This is a genomic window from Novosphingobium album (ex Hu et al. 2023) (assembly GCF_022832385.1).
Lineage (GTDB): Bacteria > Pseudomonadota > Alphaproteobacteria > Sphingomonadales > Sphingomonadaceae > Novosphingobium > Novosphingobium album.
This window is the reverse complement of sequence record NZ_JALHLE010000019.1, coordinates 103,578-122,313: the sequence shown is the minus strand read 5'-3', so window position 1 is coordinate 122,313 and position 18,736 is coordinate 103,578. Positions and strand designations below refer to the sequence as shown.

The 18,736-nt window shown below is 62.6% G+C and carries 17 protein-coding genes; 9 read left to right on the top strand and 8 right to left on the bottom strand.

The window, feature by feature from the left end:
* Positions 1-33 precede the first annotated feature (33 nt).
* Genes MTR64_RS13145 through MTR64_RS13125 form a run of 5 tightly spaced genes read right to left on the bottom strand, consistent with a single transcriptional unit; the run spans position 34 to position 5,892 of the window.
* Positions 34-1,257, bottom strand: a complete 1,224-nt coding sequence (locus tag MTR64_RS13145; RefSeq protein ID WP_243994537.1) for a CaiB/BaiF CoA transferase family protein — start codon at positions 1,255-1,257, stop codon at positions 34-36.
* Positions 1,244-2,404 carry a CaiB/BaiF CoA transferase family protein gene (locus MTR64_RS13140; RefSeq protein WP_243994536.1) on the bottom strand — a complete coding sequence of 387 codons (1,161 nt, stop codon included), beginning with the start codon at positions 2,402-2,404 and terminating at the stop codon, positions 1,244-1,246. Before MTR64_RS13140 ends, MTR64_RS13145 begins: the two co-directional genes overlap by 14 nt.
* The gene (locus MTR64_RS13135) at positions 2,404-3,168 is read right to left on the bottom strand and encodes an SDR family NAD(P)-dependent oxidoreductase (RefSeq protein ID WP_243994535.1); all 765 of its coding nucleotides are present in this window, start codon (positions 3,166-3,168) and stop codon (positions 2,404-2,406) included. The genes MTR64_RS13140 and MTR64_RS13135 overlap by 1 nt, the downstream gene beginning before the upstream one ends.
* A complete protein-coding gene (locus MTR64_RS13130; protein ID WP_243994534.1) occupies positions 3,165-4,592 on the bottom strand; it encodes an aromatic ring-hydroxylating oxygenase subunit alpha in 1,428 nt (475 codons plus the stop codon). Before MTR64_RS13130 ends, MTR64_RS13135 begins: the two co-directional genes overlap by 4 nt.
* A gap of 13 nt (positions 4,593-4,605) precedes the next feature.
* The gene (locus MTR64_RS13125; protein WP_243994533.1) at positions 4,606-5,892 is read right to left on the bottom strand and encodes a metal-dependent hydrolase family protein; all 1,287 of its coding nucleotides are present in this window, start codon (positions 5,890-5,892) and stop codon (positions 4,606-4,608) included.
* A 274-nt stretch (positions 5,893-6,166) separates the two neighbouring features.
* Between MTR64_RS13125 and MTR64_RS13120 the strand changes: the two genes are divergently transcribed.
* From MTR64_RS13120 to MTR64_RS13105, 4 genes are all read left to right on the top strand, one after another.
* The gene (locus MTR64_RS13120; protein ID WP_243994532.1) at positions 6,167-6,502 is read left to right on the top strand and encodes a 2Fe-2S iron-sulfur cluster-binding protein; all 336 of its coding nucleotides are present in this window, start codon (positions 6,167-6,169) and stop codon (positions 6,500-6,502) included.
* A 185-nt stretch (positions 6,503-6,687) separates the two neighbouring features.
* The gene (locus MTR64_RS13115; RefSeq protein WP_243994531.1) at positions 6,688-8,013 is read left to right on the top strand and encodes a cytochrome P450; all 1,326 of its coding nucleotides are present in this window, start codon (positions 6,688-6,690) and stop codon (positions 8,011-8,013) included.
* A 22-nt stretch (positions 8,014-8,035) separates the two neighbouring features.
* Positions 8,036-8,878, top strand: a complete 843-nt coding sequence (locus tag MTR64_RS13110; RefSeq protein WP_243994530.1) for a glucose 1-dehydrogenase — start codon at positions 8,036-8,038, stop codon at positions 8,876-8,878.
* A gap of 79 nt (positions 8,879-8,957) precedes the next feature.
* On the top strand, positions 8,958-11,309 hold the full coding sequence (locus tag MTR64_RS13105) for a TonB-dependent receptor (RefSeq protein WP_243994529.1): 2,352 nt from the start codon (positions 8,958-8,960) through the stop codon (positions 11,307-11,309).
* On the opposite strand, the gene MTR64_RS13100 is transcribed toward MTR64_RS13105, so the two are convergent.
* The 3 genes from MTR64_RS13100 to MTR64_RS13090 all read right to left on the bottom strand — a co-directional run bounded on the left by MTR64_RS13100 (position 11,299) and on the right by MTR64_RS13090 (position 13,513).
* Positions 11,299-12,087 (bottom strand): alpha/beta fold hydrolase, encoded by a 789-nt coding sequence (locus MTR64_RS13100; protein WP_243994528.1) that lies wholly within the window; start codon positions 12,085-12,087, stop codon positions 11,299-11,301. The genes MTR64_RS13105 and MTR64_RS13100 overlap by 11 nt on opposite strands.
* Positions 12,088-12,150: 63 nt before the next feature.
* Positions 12,151-12,918 (bottom strand): SDR family NAD(P)-dependent oxidoreductase, encoded by a 768-nt coding sequence (locus tag MTR64_RS13095; RefSeq protein WP_243994527.1) that lies wholly within the window; start codon positions 12,916-12,918, stop codon positions 12,151-12,153.
* Between the two features lie 103 nt (positions 12,919-13,021).
* On the bottom strand, positions 13,022-13,513 hold the full coding sequence (locus MTR64_RS13090) for a flavin reductase family protein (RefSeq protein WP_243994526.1): 492 nt from the start codon (positions 13,511-13,513) through the stop codon (positions 13,022-13,024).
* 407 nt (positions 13,514-13,920) lie between these two features.
* Between MTR64_RS13090 and MTR64_RS13085 the strand changes: the two genes are divergently transcribed.
* Genes MTR64_RS13085 through MTR64_RS13065 form a run of 5 tightly spaced genes read left to right on the top strand, consistent with a single transcriptional unit; the run spans position 13,921 to position 18,702 of the window.
* Positions 13,921-15,345 (top strand): aldehyde dehydrogenase family protein, encoded by a 1,425-nt coding sequence (locus tag MTR64_RS13085; RefSeq protein WP_243994525.1) that lies wholly within the window; start codon positions 13,921-13,923, stop codon positions 15,343-15,345.
* Between the two features lie 15 nt (positions 15,346-15,360).
* Entirely contained in the window at positions 15,361-15,690 is a 330-nt protein-coding gene (locus MTR64_RS21370; protein WP_268740896.1) for an I78 family peptidase inhibitor, read from the top strand.
* 47 nt (positions 15,691-15,737) lie between these two features.
* On the top strand, positions 15,738-16,880 hold the full coding sequence (locus tag MTR64_RS13075) for an acyl-CoA dehydrogenase family protein (protein ID WP_243994523.1): 1,143 nt from the start codon (positions 15,738-15,740) through the stop codon (positions 16,878-16,880).
* A complete protein-coding gene (locus MTR64_RS13070; RefSeq protein WP_243994522.1) occupies positions 16,880-17,923 on the top strand; it encodes an enoyl-CoA hydratase/isomerase family protein in 1,044 nt (347 codons plus the stop codon). The genes MTR64_RS13075 and MTR64_RS13070 overlap by 1 nt, the downstream gene beginning before the upstream one ends.
* A complete protein-coding gene (locus MTR64_RS13065; RefSeq protein ID WP_243994521.1) occupies positions 17,920-18,702 on the top strand; it encodes an enoyl-CoA hydratase-related protein in 783 nt (260 codons plus the stop codon). Before MTR64_RS13070 ends, MTR64_RS13065 begins: the two co-directional genes overlap by 4 nt.
* The last annotated feature ends 34 nt before the right edge of the window (positions 18,703-18,736 follow it).

The following is an 18,736-nucleotide window of genomic DNA, read 5'->3' as shown; positions in this document are numbered from 1 at the left end:
TCTCCCCTCGAACGGATCGACGGGCGTTCTTCCTCAGTCGATCACTTTGCGCGCAATCAGATCGTCCATTTCTTCGTCCTGCAAGCCCAGCAGTTCGTGGTAGACATAGGCGTTGTGCTCACCGAGCAGCGGCGCACCGCGTTCCACTTCGGCCTGATCGGGACTCATCCGCCAGGACGGACCAATGATCGGGCGGGTGCCCGCGTGATGGTCCGTAACCATGCGATAGGCTTCGCGCGACCACAGAAAACCATCCGTGCACAGGTCTATCGAACTCATCGATTTGAACGCGGGAACCCCTGCAATCCTGAGCTTTTCGGCAAGCGTGGCGGCATCGTGGCTGCGGGTGAGTGCTGCCAGTTCGGCATCGAGCGCAAGGCGGTTGGCGAGCCGGTCATCCGGCGTGGCGAAGCGTGCGTCCGAAGCGAGGGCGGGGGCCTTCAGCACCGCACACAGCGCTTGCCATTCGCCGTCATTCGCCACCGCGATACTTGTCCAGCCGTCGTCCTGTACTGGATAGGCGCCATGCGGGCACATCTCGGGATGGAAGTTTCCGTCGGATTCGGGAACCTCGCCTGTCACCGACCAGGCAAAGAGGCTGTCGCCCACGAGGCTGGTCATCGTCTCCACGGCGGAGAGATCGATGAACTGGCCTTCGCCGGTGCTCTCGCGATGGTGCAGTGCGGCGACGCAGGCCAGCGCGGCACAGGCCCCGGCCGTCGAATCGCCATAGCGGATGTTCATGCCCTTGGGCGTTTCGCTCTCGTGGCCGACCAGTGCGGTGAGGCCGGACAGCGCGGCGAAGCAGGGGGCATAGCCGGTCTGATAGCCCAGCGGCCCGTCGTTGCCCCACATCTTGATTGAACACTGGATGAGGTCGGGCTTGAGGGCCTTCAGACTCTCGTAGTCGAGGCCCGAGCGCTCCATCGCGCCGGGGCGGATGTTGTCGATCAGGATATCGGCTTCGGCGATCATCTTCTTGACCAGATCGAGGCCCTCGGCGGTCTTCATGTTAACCTGGACCGAGAGAATTTCCTGATTGATCGAGAGGAAATAGGGGGCGGAATTGATATCCACTCCGCCATAGGCACGCATCTCGTCGAGGTTGCTCATCGACTCGATCTTGATGACCTCGGCCCCCAGATGGGCGAGCATCTTGCCGGCGTAGGGCCCGGCCCAGACCTTGGTCAGCTCGATGACGCGCACGCCCTTGAGCGGGCCGCCCCGGTCGATGAACTGGCGGTCAGGATGCGGCATGGACGGTCTCCTCCTGATCAGCGCCAAGTGCGGGGGCCGGCGAACGGACCAGCACAGGCGTGGCGCTCATGCGGTAGCAGGCACCGGGATAGGCCACCTCGCCGAAGGCTGGATGGCTGGCCGTCTGGAAGAATTCCCGGTGTATGAACTGTTCGTGGCGGGGAAGGTCAGCCGCTGTGTTGACCGGGACCATGGCGACGCCTGCCTTCTGCGCCGCCTCGGTAATCGGCAGCTTTTCCTGCAGCGCGATCCAGCCTTCGAAGTTCTCGCGGAACCGGGCGACATTGGGCGGTGTGCAGTCGAACTCCAGCCAATCCTCGCGAAATTCGGAAGTCCATGCCGGAGAGCCCATGAGTTCGCACAAGGCTTTCCAATGATGGCGGGTGGTCATGAACAGGAAGACATGACCGTCCGCGCAGGCGAAGGAAGTGCCCGGCCCGCCCATGTCGTAGGCTGTCCGCTCGTTGCTGGGATCGGCATCGCCCGCCAGCATCCGGTCGAGCACGCAGTCGATGCGGTTCAACTGTACTTCCACTTCGGACACGTCGACGAACTGCCCTTCGCCCGTTCGGCGGAGACGCAGCAGCGAGGCCAGGGTGCAGAGCGCTGCATCGATCCCGGCCTCGTAGTCAGAGAGGAAGCGCCCGGCGCCCTTGAGCGGTGGCTTGTCCGGCGGCGTTTCGCTCGGGCTGTGATAGGCCCAGCCCCCGGCGTTGATGACGTTGATCGGACGGCAGATCTGCATGTCCGCGGGTGCGCCCTGACCGAACGGAGTGACAACGGTGTGAACCAGACCGGGGAAGGCTTCTGCGACAGTGCATTGCGAAAGGCGGCGGCGCGTGCACCAGTCTTCGGCGTGGTCGTCGATCAGGGCATGGGCACGGAGCAGCAGCCGGTCGAGCACGGCCCGGTCTTCCGCCTTGTCCAGATCGAGCACGACCGATTTCTTGTTGGTGTTGAGATAGGCGAACAGGGCGCTTTCACCGTTCCTGAACGGTCCCATGCCGCGCGTCGGGGCGCCGCCCGGACGCTCGACCTTGATGACTTCGGCGCCGAGGTCGGCCAGCAGCTTGGCGGTATATTCACCGCTGACCCGCTCTGCGATTTCGATGATGGTAAGGCCGGCGAGGGCGCCCGGAGTATTCATTACAGCGATTGTCCGTCGTCGATGGTGAAAGTGGAACCCGTTACCTGTCGCGAGGCGTCGGAGAGCAGGTAGAGCAGCATGGCGTCCAGCGAGTCTGCGTCAAGCAGGCGGCGGCGGTGGAGGCGCTGGATATCGGCCTGTCCACGCTCACTGGCGAACCATTCTGTGTTGATTTCGGTGGGAATCCACCCCGGCTGCAGCGTGTTGACGTTGATGCCCTGGCGAACCCATTCACGGGCCAACTGGCGGCCGAGGTGGGCAAGGCCCGCTTTGGTGGCGGCATACATGGCATCGCCGGTGCCGATCTGCTGCGCGGTGATCGAGCCGATCAGCACGACACGCCCGTCACCGCGCTCGCGACTGCCCGATGCGATCATCCGCCGCGCACCTTCGCGCGCGACGAGATAGCTGCCGAGCAGGTTGGTATCGAGCACGCCGGACAGCCCTTCTGCCGGAACGTCGGTGGCATGGCCGCCCGTGCCGATCCCGGCATTGGCAACCACGCCATGCACAAGGCCGAAGCGCTCCTCAGCCGCATCGAAGGCCCCGATCACCGATGCTTGTTCGGTTACGTCGAGCGGTACGGCAAGCGCCTTGCCGCCTTCAGCCTCGATGTCTGCCGCGAGCACTTGCGTTCGTTCCAGCCGCCGCGCGCCAAGAACCACGCTGCCGCCCGCCTTTGCGATAGCCCGGGAAAACCCGGCGCCGATGCCCGAGGAGGCACCGGCGACCAGTATTGTCCTGCCGTGAAGCGGGAAGGTCACTTGCGCTGCAGGGCCTTCCAGTTCGGGATCTTCGGATCCATCGCCATGTACTTGTCGATGGCCTGCTCGAAGTGGCGGATACGGATTTCCTGATAGTCGCCCAGCGTCAGGCCCGGCTTGGCCGAAGCCTCCACGCCTTCCTGCTGAAGGAAAAGGTTGTCGGTATCCTGATCGAGAATGCCGCCGAACCCCGGGTCCATGCTTTCCGCGTCACAGAACGACTGCTCGGCCGTCAGGTGGACCGGCTCGGCCGTCTCGACATAGCTGCCGTCCTTGGGCTTGGGCCGCAGGAACAGCACTTCGTAGAGGCTTTCGCGGTGGTTCTTCGGGTTCGGGCGGAAGCGGTAGACCATCGGCAGCGAGATGCCCGGGAACAGGAAGGTGTTCGGGAAGATCGTATAGCTGAAGCAGTCCAGGATCTCGGAGTCGGAGACGCTGGAAAGGTCGGTGTTGGTGGCCTGTTCGAACATGCCGCGGAACATGTCGGCCATCATCTGGCGCGCGGTGGCGCCATCGGGAACCTGCGGCTTTTCCTTGACGATCGAGCTGTCGCCCACGGTGAACATGTCGAGCACGTCCTGCTCGGTGTACTTGCCGGTATGTTCGGGGCTGACGACACCCAGTGTCGAGATGAAGCGGTTCACGTGCTCGCCATATGTGTCATACTGCGAGTTCACGTCCGCGTTGGTCGGCGAGACCTGCGGGTGCGTGTCGGGCACGTGATAGGCCTCCATGAAAGCCTCGATGTTGAGCTTCCAGTTCGAGGGAATCGGCTTGGTTACGTGGCAGGTGATGTAGCGGTCTTCGAGCTTCCACGCCTTGATGTGTTCCAGCGCCTTGGGGCCGAGATAGTCTTCAAGGCTGGGCGCGTCGGGGTCCATGTTGATCCACACAAAACCGCCCAGCGTTTGCACCCGCGCCTCGGGCAGCGAGTATTCCTTGGGATCGGCATGCGGGAAGTCCCAGGGGCACAGCATCGACTTGTTGGAACCGTCGATGTTCCAGGACCAGCCGTGGAAACTGCACTTGAACTCGGAGGCGGCGCCTTCGGTGTTCGATGCGCGCAGCTTGGTTCCGCGATGGAGGCAGGCGTTGAAGTAGGCCCGGATCTCGGTCGGCGTCACGCGGGTGACGATGAACGAGTAGGGGCCGATGTCGTAGACATAGTAGTCGCCGACTTCGGGAATGTGTTCCTCGCGGCAGGCGAACTGCCAGGTGCGGGTCCACAGGCGCTTGAATTCCTCCTGCATGTATTCGGCGGAAGTATAGCGCTTGGTGTCGATATCCTCGCTTCCGAGATATTCATAGGACTCGCTGGCGACCCATTCGGGGGCCTTGTGCTGGTCGCGCGCAATGATGTCCTGCGTGCTGACGTCGGGGTGGCGCGCCTCTCCGGGCTGCATCTTGCCGGTCTGGACGTTCATCTGGGTATGCTCCTTATTCCGCGGGTTCGAGCGCGGGTGTGTTTTGCTTCGCGGCGAGTGCGGGGGACTTCTTCTGAATCGCTCCGTCCTTCATCACGAGTGCCACCTTTTCGGGGCCGGACAGGACGGACAGGTCGGTCAGCGGGTTGCCTTCGACGAGGATGAGATCGGCCAGCTTGCCGTCCTCCAGCGTGCCGAGTTCACCGTTGTAGCCCATGGCAAGGCCGCCGTTGCGGGTGGCGCAGATCAGGGCCTCGGCGGGCGAATAACCGTAGAGATCGACGAACGACTTGATGTCCCGGCCCTGCGTGCCGTGCGGGCTCCAGCCGAAGCCGTAGTCACCGCCGATCAGGTGGCGAATGCCGCGCTTGCGCAGTTCGGTGTGTGTTCTGACCGAGTTTTCCAGCAGTTCGGGGATGTTCATGTAGCCGCCCACTTCGGGCGATAGGCCATGACCTGCGGCCTCTCCGGCCATGATCTGCGCAAAGAGGCCCACGGTCGGCACGACGAAGATGCGATCCTTCGCCTCTGCCATCATGTCGAGTAGCTCCTCGTCGGAATATTCGACATGGAACAGGCCATCGACACCGGCGCGCACGCAATATTTGGAGCCGTCGATCGAGCGCGTGTGCGCGTTGATCTTGCGGCCATAGGCGTGGGCCGTTTCGGCCGCGACGCGGATTTCGTCGAAGGTCATCGGCGTCGTGTGCCCGGGCGTGTTCGGATAGAACGGGTCCCCCGAGACATCGAGCTTGATGTTGTCCAGCCCTTCACGGCAATGCAGGCGCACGGCCTTGCGCATTTCTTCGACGCCATCGACAATGGTCGAGGGGCCGACGCGCGGATTGTGGGCCTTGCTTTCATCGCCCATAGCGCCGGTCACGCTGATTTCGAGGCCGCCTGCGCGGATGCGCGGGCCCGGCAGGCGTCCGGCATTCACTTCGTCGCGCACGGCCACGGCCAGCTTGAGCTTGGCTTCGGATGCGCCATAGGCACTCGTGAAGCCGGCCTCGATAAGCGCCTTGGCGCCGCGGGCTGTGGTGAAGGCCTGGGTTTCCGGGCTCGGCGTGATCAAGTCCTCGGTGGCGCAGACATTCTCGAACGACAGGTGCGCGTGGCCCTCGGTCATGCCGGGCATGCAGAACAAGCCGGTGGCGTCGATGACCTCGTCTCCCGGGAGCGCCTTTGCGCCTGAACCGGCCGAGACGATGCGGTTGCCTTCGATCACCAGATCACCCTTGAAGGTGTCCGTGCCGGCAGCTGTGAATATCGTGGCGTTCTGGATCAGGGTCCGGCCCACGTTTCCTCTCCTTATTGCCCGGCAGGGCGCGGCCGCGCTGGATGCCGATTTCGGGAACTGCAAAGTAGTTTGGGAGGCTGCTGCGGCAAATGACTGGCCATGCAGAACCGGTTTCCCCTGACGGCGCGCGCAGGAGCGATCTTCACCGCCAGTCAAGTGGCGGCGCGCAGCAGGTCCTTTGCAAACTGACGTGCGCTAAGGCATGGAAACAAGGAAAGACGCATTTGCCGGGATAAAGAGCGGTGTCTGCGGGATTGAGAGGAAATTGCGAAAAATGGGCAATCTGAAAGTAACCATGACCGACGTCGAAGGCGTGACTCAGACCTTCGACGATGTTGAGGAAGGCATCAGCTTGATGGAACTCGCCAAGCAGCATGGCGTGGCGGGTATCATGGGCGATTGCGGCGGTGGATGCGCCTGCGCGACGTGCCATGTCTATGTCGATCCGTCGTGGTGGGAAAAGGTCGGTGATCCCGATGAGATTGAATTTGCCATGCTCGACATGGTCGCCGACGTGATGAAGGACAATTCACGTCTTGGTTGCCAGATCAAAATGTCACGGGAACTGGACGGGCTGGAGGTCACTGTAGCGCCTGCTTCGTCCTATTGACCACGGCGCTGCGGCCCGTTCGCAGTTGCCGGTGTCATTGCCGCCTTTGCAGATGGGGGCAAGCGCGGCTTCGAAGGCGGGCATGGCGGCTTGACGGTGTGGCGTTCATAGAACGGTCAAGAGATCGGCGCTGCGACGGCCAAAGGTAATGGCGCAGCCCAAGAGCAGGATGACAGGACGGCACTATGGCGACACAGACCACCGAGGACCGCGTTTCGGAGCGGCTTGAGCTTACCCCCGAAGAGGCGGCTCTGCTTCAGGAAGGCACGCTGGCAAATACGGCAATCCAGGCCCAGCCGCGCGACTTCTACCGCGCGATGCGTCATGGCGACCCCATCCACTTCGACGAGAAGCTGGGCTCCTGGCTGGTGACCCGGCACGAGGATATCTCGGCTGTCCAGTCCGATCCGATCACCTTTTCCGTCAAGCACGGCTATTCGGAACAGCAGGCGCGCGGCATGCGCGAGGAGTTCGAGGCTTACCTGCGTGAGCATGGCGGCGGTTACTTCCCCGACGCGATCATGTCGGACCCGCCCTATCACACGCGTATCCGCAAACTGATGGAAAACGCCTTCACCGCGCATCGCGTGAAGGAGCTGGAGCCGCGCATCACCGCCGTCGTGCATGACCTGATCGCCGATGTTGTGGCCAAAGGGAACGGCAAGTGCGATGCCGTCAAGGACATCGCCATCCCGCTGACCATCCGCGTGATCGTCGAACAGCTCGGCCTTGACCAGGGGATGGAGGACAAGATCTCGCGCTGGTCGGTCGCGGTCACCGCGCAGATCGGTGCCATGCAGACCCGCGAGACGATGCTGGAAAATGCCCAGCAGATTGCGGATCTGCAGAACTACCTCATCGCCAAGATGAAGGAAAAGGAAGCAAATCCGACCGAGGACATGATTTCCGACCTCGTTCATGCAGAAGTGACCAATGCCGACGGCACCAAGGAAAAGCTGACCTTCGAAGAGGCGGTTTCGCTGTGCCGCGCGACGCTGATCGCGGGCAACGACACCACGGCGACGGCGATCGGCAACCTGTTCTACGTGCTGACGACCAAACCGGGCATCGCCGAACTGCTCGAAAGCGTTGTCGATGACGAACGCCAGCTCAACCGCTTTATCGAGGAGCACCTCCGCGCCGAACCGCCGGTACGTGCGCTCTCGCGCATGACGACCAAGGACGTGGTCGTAAACGGCACCAAGATCCCCGCCGGGGCGCATATGCTGCTGGTCTACGGGTCCGGCAATGACGACGAGACGGTGTTCCCCGAACCGCGCAGCTTCGACATCACCCGCCCGAACCTTGGCCGCCACGTCGCGTTCGGCGGCGGGCCGCACCGCTGCATCGGGCTGGCGCTGGCCCGCATGGAAGTGAAGGTCGCCGCGCGTGAGATCGTCAAGCAGATGATGAACATGAAGCTGGCGATCGCCGAAAGCGAGATCACCTACACACCGACGGTGGCCACGCGCACGATCGAATCGCTGCCCATCACCTTCGAAGCGCGCTGAGAGCGGACCGGGGGGCACGGACGTGGCACAGGAACTGGCTGGCAAGGTCGCCATCATCACCGGCGGCGCCAGCGGCATTGGCAGGGCAACCGTGGAACTCTTCGTGGCCGAAGGCGCGAAGGTGGTCATCGCGGACATTCAGGATGCGGCGGGCGAGGCTCTGGCCGCGGCGCTGGGTGATGCGGCAGTGTATCATCACACCGATGTCGGCAGCGAAGAGGACATGCAGGCCGTCGTTGACTTTGCCGTCGAGCATTTTGGCGGCCTGGACATCATGTTCAACAACGCCGGTATGTCTTGCGGTGCCTACCCCAGTTTCCTTGATGACAAGCTTGACGATTTCGACCGTGTGATGCGGGTCAATGTTCTTGGGCCGATGCTTGGAACCAGAAACGCGGCCCGCGTCATGGCAGCGCGCGGGAACGGCGGGATCATTCTCAATACCTCGTCGATCGCGGGCACGCTCGCGGGCATGGCAATGATGACCTACCGCGCATCGAAGGCGGCGCTGGTTCAGTTCAGCAAGTCCTCCGCGATCGATCTTGCCCAGTATGGCATCCGTGTGAACTGCATTGTGCCGGGTCACGTCCGAACCGACCTTTCCGCGTTCAAGCAGGAGGGCGCGGACAGCGATGTCACAGCACGGATCGAGGAGGGCGTGAACGGCGTCTACTTGTCCAACCAGCTCATAAAGCGGCGGGGTGAGCCGGAGGATTGCGCCAATGTCGCGCTGTTCCTGGCGACCGACAAGTCGCGCCACATGACGGGCGCGGTTCTTCCGGTCGAGGGGGGCGTGACGGTGGGCGATCCGGTGAACCACTTGCGCGACATCATGGATGCGCGCGCTGCGGCGATGAAAGAATAATTGGTCCCCGAAATCGGGACGCAGGGAAGTTTTGAAGAAGAGGCGCGTCGGAAGAGCGCGCCAAATGAGGAGGGAAACCATGAGGCAACTGATGTTGGCCGCGCTTGCGGCCGGTACGTTCCTATCCGGTGCAGATACGGCGTTCGCGCAGGCTGCTGGCGAAGAGGGCGCGTCCAACGGCGAAATCATCGTTACTGCCCGCCGCCGCGACGAGACGCTTTCGACTGTCCCGGCAGCAATCACCGCACTGAGCAATGACGACCTGATCCAGCGCGGCGTGCACACCGATTCCGATCTGCAGACGGTCGCGCCGGGCCTGACGATCCGCCAGACGCAGGGCAACAACTCGCTGACCTATTCGATCCGCGGGCAGACGGCGGATACTTTCTCCGGCTCGCCTTCGGCCGTGATCGCTTATCTCAACGAAGTGCCGCTGACGATCAATGGCGCGTCCTCGTTCTACGATCTGGAGAACGTGCAGGTCCTCAAGGGGCCGCAGGGCACGCTGTTCGGCCGCAATGCCACCGGCGGCGCGGTGCTCTACAACTCGGCCAAGCCGGTGAACGATCTCAAGGCCACGCTGCGCGGGCGTATCGGCAATTACGACATGCACGAAGTCGAAGGCATGGTGAACCTGCCGCTGATCGACGATACCTTGCTGATGCGCTTCGCGTTCGATACCGTGCGCAAGGACGGTTATATCCGCAACCTGCTCAACAACGAGCGGCTGGGGAACGTGAAGCGTGACAGCGGCCGCATGACGCTCACGATCAAGCCGGCCGATGGCATCACCAACACCACGATGGCGCAGTACACCAAGACCGGTGGGACCAATACAGGCGCGTCCTACACCTACAGCGTCTATGGCTGTGGAGACACGAACAATGGTTACGCGCTGACATGCGGTGCAGGCCTGCTGTTCGGACCGGGGCTGGATGCCGCATTCGGAGTCGATGGCCTCTGGGCATCCTATCTGGCCGCGCATCCCGATGCCTATGCCCCAGGGCTGATCGCCTATGTTGATGAGCAGCGCCGGATCGGACCCTACAAGACCCGGCATCCGGGTGGTGCCAGCCACCACGGCGAGGACTGGTTCGTGACCAATACCACCGAAATCGAACTCGGCGGCGGCGCCACGCTGCGCAACATCTTCGGCTATTCGAATTCCAAGACCCGTTCGGAACAGCCACAGCTCGGCGCGCCGTTCGTCACCATCCTTACCGCTAACGCCGCTGCGGACCAGTACGGCAACCAGCTCAAGGTCCGTTCTGTCTCCGAGGAAGCACAACTGCTTGGCGACACCATGGACGGGAAGCTGGAATACATCTTCGGCTACTACATGCAGCGCCAGCGCAGCGATACGCTCTGGCCCCAGACCTATTTCGACGTCTCGCCGGTGCTCGCGCCGAGCTATGTCACCAACAACTTCCGCATCCGGAACAAGACGGACGCGCTTTATGGCCAGTTGTCCTACGAGGTCATTCCCGATCTCAAGCTGACCGGTGGCCTGCGCTATACATGGGAGCGCGTCTCGATCGAGCAACTTCCGCAGGCGACTTACACCTTCGGCCTTCCGGGCCAGCACAAGACCTTCTCCGATCCATCTTGGGAAGTCGGGCTGGAATACAAGGTCACTCCGGAATGGTTCGCCTACCTGAAGACGCGCGGCAGTTTCCGTTCGGGCGGTTTCAACGGAGCGGCTCCGCCGGTTACCGCGACGGCAACTGGGGGCGGCAACCTGTTCGATTCAGAGCACACGCAGGACATCGAAGGCGGTGTGAAGTATTCGGGTGATCTGTTCGGCCGCCCCGCCAACTTTGCTTCTGCCGTGTTCGTGCAGTGGATTCAGGACGTGCAGCGCGTCGAGTTCCCTGATCCGGACGGTCCGGGCGGCCTTGCCTCGATCGCCGTGACGGCGAACGTGCCTTCGAGCCGCATCTGGGGTTTCGAGGCACAGGGCGCTGTGCGGCCGGCCGAGTGGCTCACGCTGGGTGGTTCGATGGCCTACACCAATGCCAAGTTCACCAACGGCAATATCGAGCTTTTCGGCAATCCCTATTCCTACGGGCCGGTGGGCGACACGCCCAAGTTCTCGGGCACGGCCTATGCCCAGATCTCGGTGCCGGTGGGCGAGAACATGGGCGATGTGTCGCTGCGCGGCGAGGTCTATGGCCAGAGCGCGCAGTACTTCTCGAATGCGGCCGCCTCGATCGCGCCGGGCACGCGCCTGCCGGGCTATGCGCTGGTCCATGCGCGTTTGGACTGGACAGACATCGCCGGTTCCAACTTCTCGGCGGCGCTGTTCGCCAAGAACCTGACCGACAAGGAATACTTCGTGGGTGGCATGACGCTGGCCGCGGCGCTCGGCCACAACGCTGCGGCCGTGGGTGAACCGCGCACCTACGGTCTGGAGCTGAGCTTCAAGTACTGAGGAAAGAGACGATTTCCCCGGCGATCGTGCCGGGGATCTCCAGAATGAGCATATGGCCCGCATTGGCATGATCGATGCGGGCCACGCTCTGTCCGGCGCCTTCGATCAGTTCGGCGATCAGCCGGAAATCGGGAAAATCCAAACTGCCGGTCAGTAGTAGCGTCGGCGCCGCAAGATCCGTCAGCCGGTCGACGTCGGGCAGTTCGCGTTGCTGGTCGTCCCTGATCCATTGCTGGCCGTGGAAGGCATCGATCGAAGCACGCAGGAGACCAGCCGCGCTGCTCTTGCGGGTCGGTTCGAAAAACGGGTGCTGCCACCACAGGTCGCGGGCCGCAGCCATATCGCCTGCACGGGCTGCGCGTCCCACCTGCTTCCACTGGCCGACCCATTCCTCCGACCATGACCAGCCGACCATGCCGGGGCTGACAAGCACCAGCCGGCGAACCCGATCCGGGTGATCGAGCGCGAAATTGAGCGCCATCGCGCCGCCCTGCGACATGCCGCAGAGGTCTACCCGTACGATGCCGAGACTGTCCAGAAGTGCCAGGAGGTCGTCGCTATGGGAAAACGGTACGTCCGGTGTCCCGGTGGAATCGCCGAAGCCGCGTTGATCGTAGGTGATGAGCGGCAGGTCCCCGGGAAGGGCGTCTATCAGCGGTTGCCAGTCGTGCCGCGAACCACCGAAACCATGCGCCAGCACCAGCGGTATGCCATTGCCTTCACGCCGTTCCCCGATGAGGGTGGCACTGTCGAGCTCGATACGAAAAGGGGCGGTCATGACCGCCCCTTGGTAGCGCTGCCCCGGCATGCTGCAAGGGTTGGCGTATCGTTTTGACAGAGGTCAGGCAGAGCCCATGTAGCGGCCGCCGTTCACGCTGATGGTCTGGCCTGTCATGTAGCCGCCTTCTTCCGAAGCGAGGAAGGCGGCTGCGGCTGCGATGTCCTCGCCGGTGCCGATACGGCCGACGGGCAGAGCCTTGCCATAGGCCTCTATCGCGCCCGGCTTCTGCATGATCTCGGCGGCGCGCAGCATCGGGGTGTCGATGGAGCCCGGCGGGATCATGTTCGCGGTGATGCCATGTTCGCCCAGCGCCATGGCCAGGCACTTGGTGAAGCCCAACATGCCACCCTTGGAACTCGTGTAGTGCGTCTGCAGGGCCGAGCCTGACTGGACCGAGGAGGACGTGATGTTGATGATCCGGCCCCACTTGGCCTCGATCATGTCGGGTACGCATTCCTGGGTGACGAAGAACGGCCCCATCAGGTTGACGCGCAGCACGCGCTCCAGCAGTTCCTCGGTGATTTCGAGGAACGGGGTGAACGGCGCGATTCCGGCGTTGTTGATGAGAATGGCGACTTTGCCGAGTTCGGCGCGGGTCCGGTCAGCGGCGGCCTTGATCATAGTTTTGTCGGAGCAGTCGGCTTCGATGGCGATCGCGGTGCCACCGGCATCGCGCACCATCTGAGCAGTTTCCTCTGCGCCCGCGCCATTGATATCCCAGATAGCAATCCTGGCGTCATCTTCAGCAAGGCGCAGGGCCATCGAGCGGCCCATGCCCGAGCCGGCGCCGGTGATAACCGCTACGCGGCCGTTGAGGGAACGTGTCATGTGGAAGCTCTCTCCCGAAGTGAATGCGTCAGATGCTGAACACCTGAGCAGTATCGCTCACCTCGAAGTCAAGCCGCCTTGGCGATGTTGCGCTGGCGATGGCTCACATGCGTTCGGCGAAGCCGCCGTAGCGGCCGCGGTGGAACAGCATTGGGTCGTCTTCGCGCACGGTTTCCATGCGCAGGACCTGACCGAGAACGAACCAGTGGTCGCCCGCTTCGGTCACCGAGTAGAGCTTGCATTCGATGCAGGCGATCGAGTTGCCGATGATCGGCAGGTTGTGGTCCGAGATCACATATTCGACGCCGACGAACTTCTGATCGCCCTTGGCCGAAACCGAACGGCACACGTCCTGCTGGTCGCTGCCCATCACGTTCACGCAGAAGTGCCCGGCCTTTTCGATCAGCGGCCAGGATGAGGAGGACTTGTCCGGAAAGAAGCCGACCAGCGGCGGATCGAGCGAGACCGAGGTGAAGGTGCCAACGACCATGCCAGCAGGCTTTTCCCCGTCGAGTGCGGTGATGACGCAAACGCCGGTAGGGTAGCTGCCCAGAACTTTGCGGAAGGCGGCCGGATCGATAGTGGCTTCACTCACGTGCAATAGTCTCCCCGACAGGTTTCGACTCGCGCGGCCTACGGGCGGCAAGTACCGGTTAAAGCAACTCATCGCGATTCGTAATGGTGAAATATACACCGCATATCCGAACGAGTGCGCCACCACGATATCGTTGCGGCTTCCTGCCGGTTTAGGGCGCCGGGAGCAAGAGGAGTCGTGAGGGCAGCACAACACAGGCCCGGTGAACCGGGCGTTTGCACCTCCACTTAATTGCAGGTGGAGGCAATTTAATCGCTCGCTTAAACGGCTTGCCATCGGGCGGCCAAAAGTGCAGGGGTCTGGGGTGTACGGTATCGTCCGGGGCACTGCTGCCGGCCGACTGGAATTCTGGAGAAACCGCGGCGACCCGCCATTCCGGGGCGCCGGAATGCCAAGGGAACATGGACATGGCCACCGCAGAACTCGTAGCAGAAACCCCCGTTGCGGCTGAAGTTGCCGAGCTCGTTGCCCGCTCGCGCGCCGCGCAGCAGCAGATCGAGAATGCAACACAGGAACAGGTTGATACCTGGATCAAGGGCATGGTCTATGCCGTCTGCAAGCCCGGCATGGACGAGGAAATCGCCCGTGAGACTGTCGAGGAAACCCAGCTCGGCAACTACGAGGGCAAGTTCAAGAAGATCTCGATCAAGACCCGCGCCACGCTGATGGACATCATCCATGACAAGTCGGTGGGCGTGATCGAGGAAGACCGTGCGCGCAACCTCGTGAAGATCGCCAAGCCGGTGGGTGTGATCGGTGCGCTCTCGCCCTCAACCAACCCCGAGGCGACCCCGGTCATCAAGGCGATCAGCGCCGTGAAGGGCCGCAACTCGATCATCATCTGCCCGCACCCGCGCGCCAAGTTCGTCAACGCCAAGATCTGCAACCTGATGCGAGAAGCGCTGGTGAAGATGGGCGCGCCTGCCGATCTCGTGATTCCGATCGAGCAGCCCTCGGTCGAGAAGACCAACGAAGTCATGAAGCAGTGCGACCGCATTCTCGCCACTGGCGGCACGCCGATGGTGAAAGCGGCTTATTCGTCGGGCACTCCGGCTCTCGGCGTGGGCGTGGGCAATGCGGTCATCACCGTCGATGATACCGCGGACCTCGACGACGCAGCTGCCAAGATCCTGCTGTCGAAGACGCTGGACTATGCTGCCTCGTGCTCGTCCGACAACGCCGTGATTCTGCTCGACGCGATCTATGACAAGATGCTGGGCAAGCTGCAGGAAAAGGGCGGCTTCATCATCACCGGTGAGGACAAGACCAAGCTGCAGAACGCGATCTGGGAAGATGGCGAGCACATCAACGCCAAGGTCGTTGCCCAGTCGCCGCAGTTCATCGCCGACTATGCCGGCTTTACGATCCCCGAAGGCACCAACTTCTTCATCGTTCCCGAAACCGGTCACGGCAAGGAGCACCCGTTCTCGGGCGAGAAGATGACCGTGACCATGGCGCTTTACCGCGCCAAGGATCTGGACGAGGCGATCGAGCTGACCAATGCGATCCAGGCCTACCAGGGCCAGGGCCACTCCTGCGGCATCTACTCGCAGTCCGACGAGAACATCATGAAGCTGGCCATGCACACCAAGACCAGCCGCGTGATGGTCAACCAGCCGCAGTCGGCCTCGAACTCGGGCAACCTGTGGAACGGCATGCGCCAGACCTTCTCGCTGGGTTGCGGTTCGTGGGGCGGCAACGCGACGAACAACAACGTCACCTGGCGCGACCTGATCAACGAGACCTGGGTCTCCAAGCCGCTGCCCGAACTCAAGGTCCTGCCTTCCGACGAGGACCTGTTCGGCAAGGACATCATCGAACTGGTCGGCTGATATCGGGCCGGTGCGATGAAAGGCTGTCAGCCTGTCACCCGGAACGGAGCGCCCATAGCCGCATTTGCGGCCTTGGGCGCGGCTGGCACGGTACTGGCAGGCTGCGTTGCCGGTAATGACGCTGCGTCGCTTCGTCCTTCGCAGAGATGCGATGCAGTGGCGGCGCAAAGGTTTATCGGTGCCATGGCCAGCACTGCGAGCGGCGTGGAGCTTATGCGGTTGACCGGAGCACGGTCGCTGCGCTGGGTTCCGCCGCGAACGATCGTGACGGCGGAATTCCGGCCCGGAAGGCTCACGGTCGACTACGACGACACAATGGCTATCACGCGTATCGCTTGCGGCTGAGCACAAGCCGGCGGAGCGGGCCGTCTGAAAACGGGGATGAAACGGGAATGACACAACAGTTCGGGCTTACCGACGATCAGATCGCGATCCAGGAGACCGCGCGCAAATTCACCGCAGACATGATCACGCCGTTCGCGGCCGAGTGGGACGAAAAGCACCACTATCCGGTCGATGTGTGGAAGGCCGCAGGCGAGCTGGGCTTCGGTGCGATCTATGTCTCCGAGGAGAATGGCGGGATCGGTCTTGGCCGTCTTGATGCCGCGCTGATCATGGAAGCCATGAGCTACGGCTGTCCTTCCACCAGCGCCTATATCTCGATCCACAACATGGTCGCCTGGATGATCGACACTTTCGCCGATCAGCAGCTGAAGGACCGCTATCTTCCCGATCTGGTGACGATGGAGAAGATCGGCTCCTATTGCCTGACCGAGCCCGGCTCGGGTTCGGACGCGGCAGCGCTCAAGACCAGCGCGAAGCTGGATGGCGATCACTACGTGCTGAACGGCACCAAGCAGTTCATCTCGGGCGGCGGCTACAACGATGTCTATGTCGTCATGGCGCGCACTGGCGAGCACAAGTCGCGCGGCGTTTCGGCTTTCGTGGTGGAGAAGGGCACGCTTGGCCTGTCGTTCGGTGCGCCCGAGAAGAAGCTGGGCTGGAACAGCTCGCCCACCGCGCAGGTGATTTTCGAGGATTGCCGGGTGCCGGTCGAAAACCGTATCGGTGCCGAAGGTGATGGCTTCAAGTTCGCCATGGCCGGCCTCGACGGCGGCCGCCTCAACATCGGCGCCTGCTCGCTGGGCGGCGCGCAGCGCTGCCTCGACGAGGCGATCCAGTATGTGAAGGATCGCAAGCAGTTCGACCAGCCGATCGCCGAGTTCCAGAACACCCAGTTTCGTCTCGCGGAGATGGCTGCCGAACTCGAGGCGGCGCGTGCGCTGCTCTACATCGCCGCGGACAAGGTCACCAGCAAGGCACCAGACAAGACTCGCTTTGCCGCCATGGCCAAGATGATGGCCAGCGACACCGGCTCATCGGTGGTCGACCGTGCGCTGCAGATGTTCGGCGGCTATGGTTACCTCAAGGACTATCCGATCGAGCGTTTCTGGCGCGATCTGCGCGTGCATCGTATCCTTGAGGGTACCAACGAGGTGATGCGCATGATCATTGGCAGGGACCTGCTCAAGTAATGACCGACGAACTGCTGATCCGGCGCGAGGGCGTCGCAGGCATCATCTCGCTGAACCGCCCGAAGGCAATCCATGCGCTGACGCTGGGCATGTGTCAGGGCATGACTGAAGTCCTCACCGAGTGGGCGGCCGATCCCGAAGTGAAGGTCGTTATCATCGACCATTCGGAGGGACGCGGTTTCTGCTCTGGCGGCGATATCAACCTGCTGCGCCAGTCCGCGCTGGAAGACGGCGGCGTCTCCGGCCGCAAGTTCTTCTATGACGAGTACCGGCTGAACAACCAGCTGTTCACCTATGAAAAGCCCGTGGTCGCCTTCATGGACGGCATCACCATGGGTGGCGGCGTCGGCATCTCGCAGCCGGCGAAATACCGTGTGGCGACCGAGCACACCCGCTTTGCCATGCCCGAAACCGGAATTGGCCTTTTCCCGGACGTGGGCGGCGGCTGGTTCCTTTCGCGCCTCGATGGCCGTGTGGGCCAGTTCCTGGCGCTTACCGGTGCGCGTCTGAAGGGCGAGGAATGCCTGTGGGCGGGCCTCGCCACGCATTACCTCCCGAGCGAGGCGCTAGGGGACGCCAAGAAGCGCATCGCCGCCGGGCATGAGATCGCGGGTGTTCTGACAGCTTTGGCGGCAACTCCGCCGGAGCCTGACATCGCCGAATACGCTGCGCAGATCCGCAAGCACTTTGCCTTCGACACACTGGAGGAAGTGCTGGCTTCGCTGGATGCCGATGACAGTGAATGGGCTGCCAAGGAACTGGCTTCGCTGAGCACCAAGAGCCCGCAGGCCTGCAAGGTTTCGCTGCGCCAGCTGGCCGAATCCATGAAGCTGGAAACTTTCGCCCAGAACATGGCGATGGAATACCGCATTGGCGGCCGCACCCTTGTCCTGCCCGACTTCGCCGAGGGCGTTCGGGCAGTGATCGTCGACAAGGACAACGCGCCGAAATGGAACCCCGCCACGCCCGAAGGCGTGACGGACGAGATGCTGGATGCGATTTTCGCGCCGCTCCCCGCTGAAGAGGAATGGAAGCCCCTATGAGCTACGAAACGATCCTGGTCGAACAGAAGGGGGGCGTCACCCTCATCACGCTCAACCGCCCCAAGGCGCTCAACGCCCTCAACTCGACGGTTCTGGCCGAGCTGAGTGACGCCTTTGCCAAGTTCGAAGCCGACAAGAGCCAGGGCTGCGCAGTCATCACCGGTTCGGGTGACAAGGCTTTTGCCGCCGGCGCCGACATCAAGGAAATGGTCGAGAAGTCGAGTGCCGAGTTCTTCTCCGAAGACTTCTTCTCCGGCTGGCAGGCCGATATCGTGCGCCGCACCCGCAAGCCCTGGATCGCAGCGGTCAACGGCTTCGCGCTGGGCGGTGGTTGCGAGCTGGCGATGATGTCGGATTTCATCATCGCGTCGGAAACCGCGCAGTTCGGCCAGCCTGAAATCAAGCTGGCAGTCGCACCGGGCATGGGCGGATCGCAGCGCCTGACCCGTGCGGTGGGTAAGGCCAAGGCGATGGACATGTGCCTCACTGGCCGAAACATGGGCGCCGAGGAAGCCGAGCGTTCGGGGCTGGTCAGCCGTGTCGTTCCGGCGGAGCAGTTGCTCGACGAGGCACTCAAGACAGCCGCCAAGATCGCCGCGATGCCGCCGCTCGCCACAATGATCAACAAGGAAATGGTCAATGTCGCGTTCGAAACGACTCTTGATCAGGGCCTGCTGGCCGAACGCCGCATGTTCCAGATTCTCACTTCGACCGAAGACAAGGTCGAGGGCATGACCGCCTTCGTCGAGAAGCGTCCGGGCGTCTGGAAAGGCAAGTAAGCGAATCTCTTGCGGCAGCTGGTCTTTTGGCGGG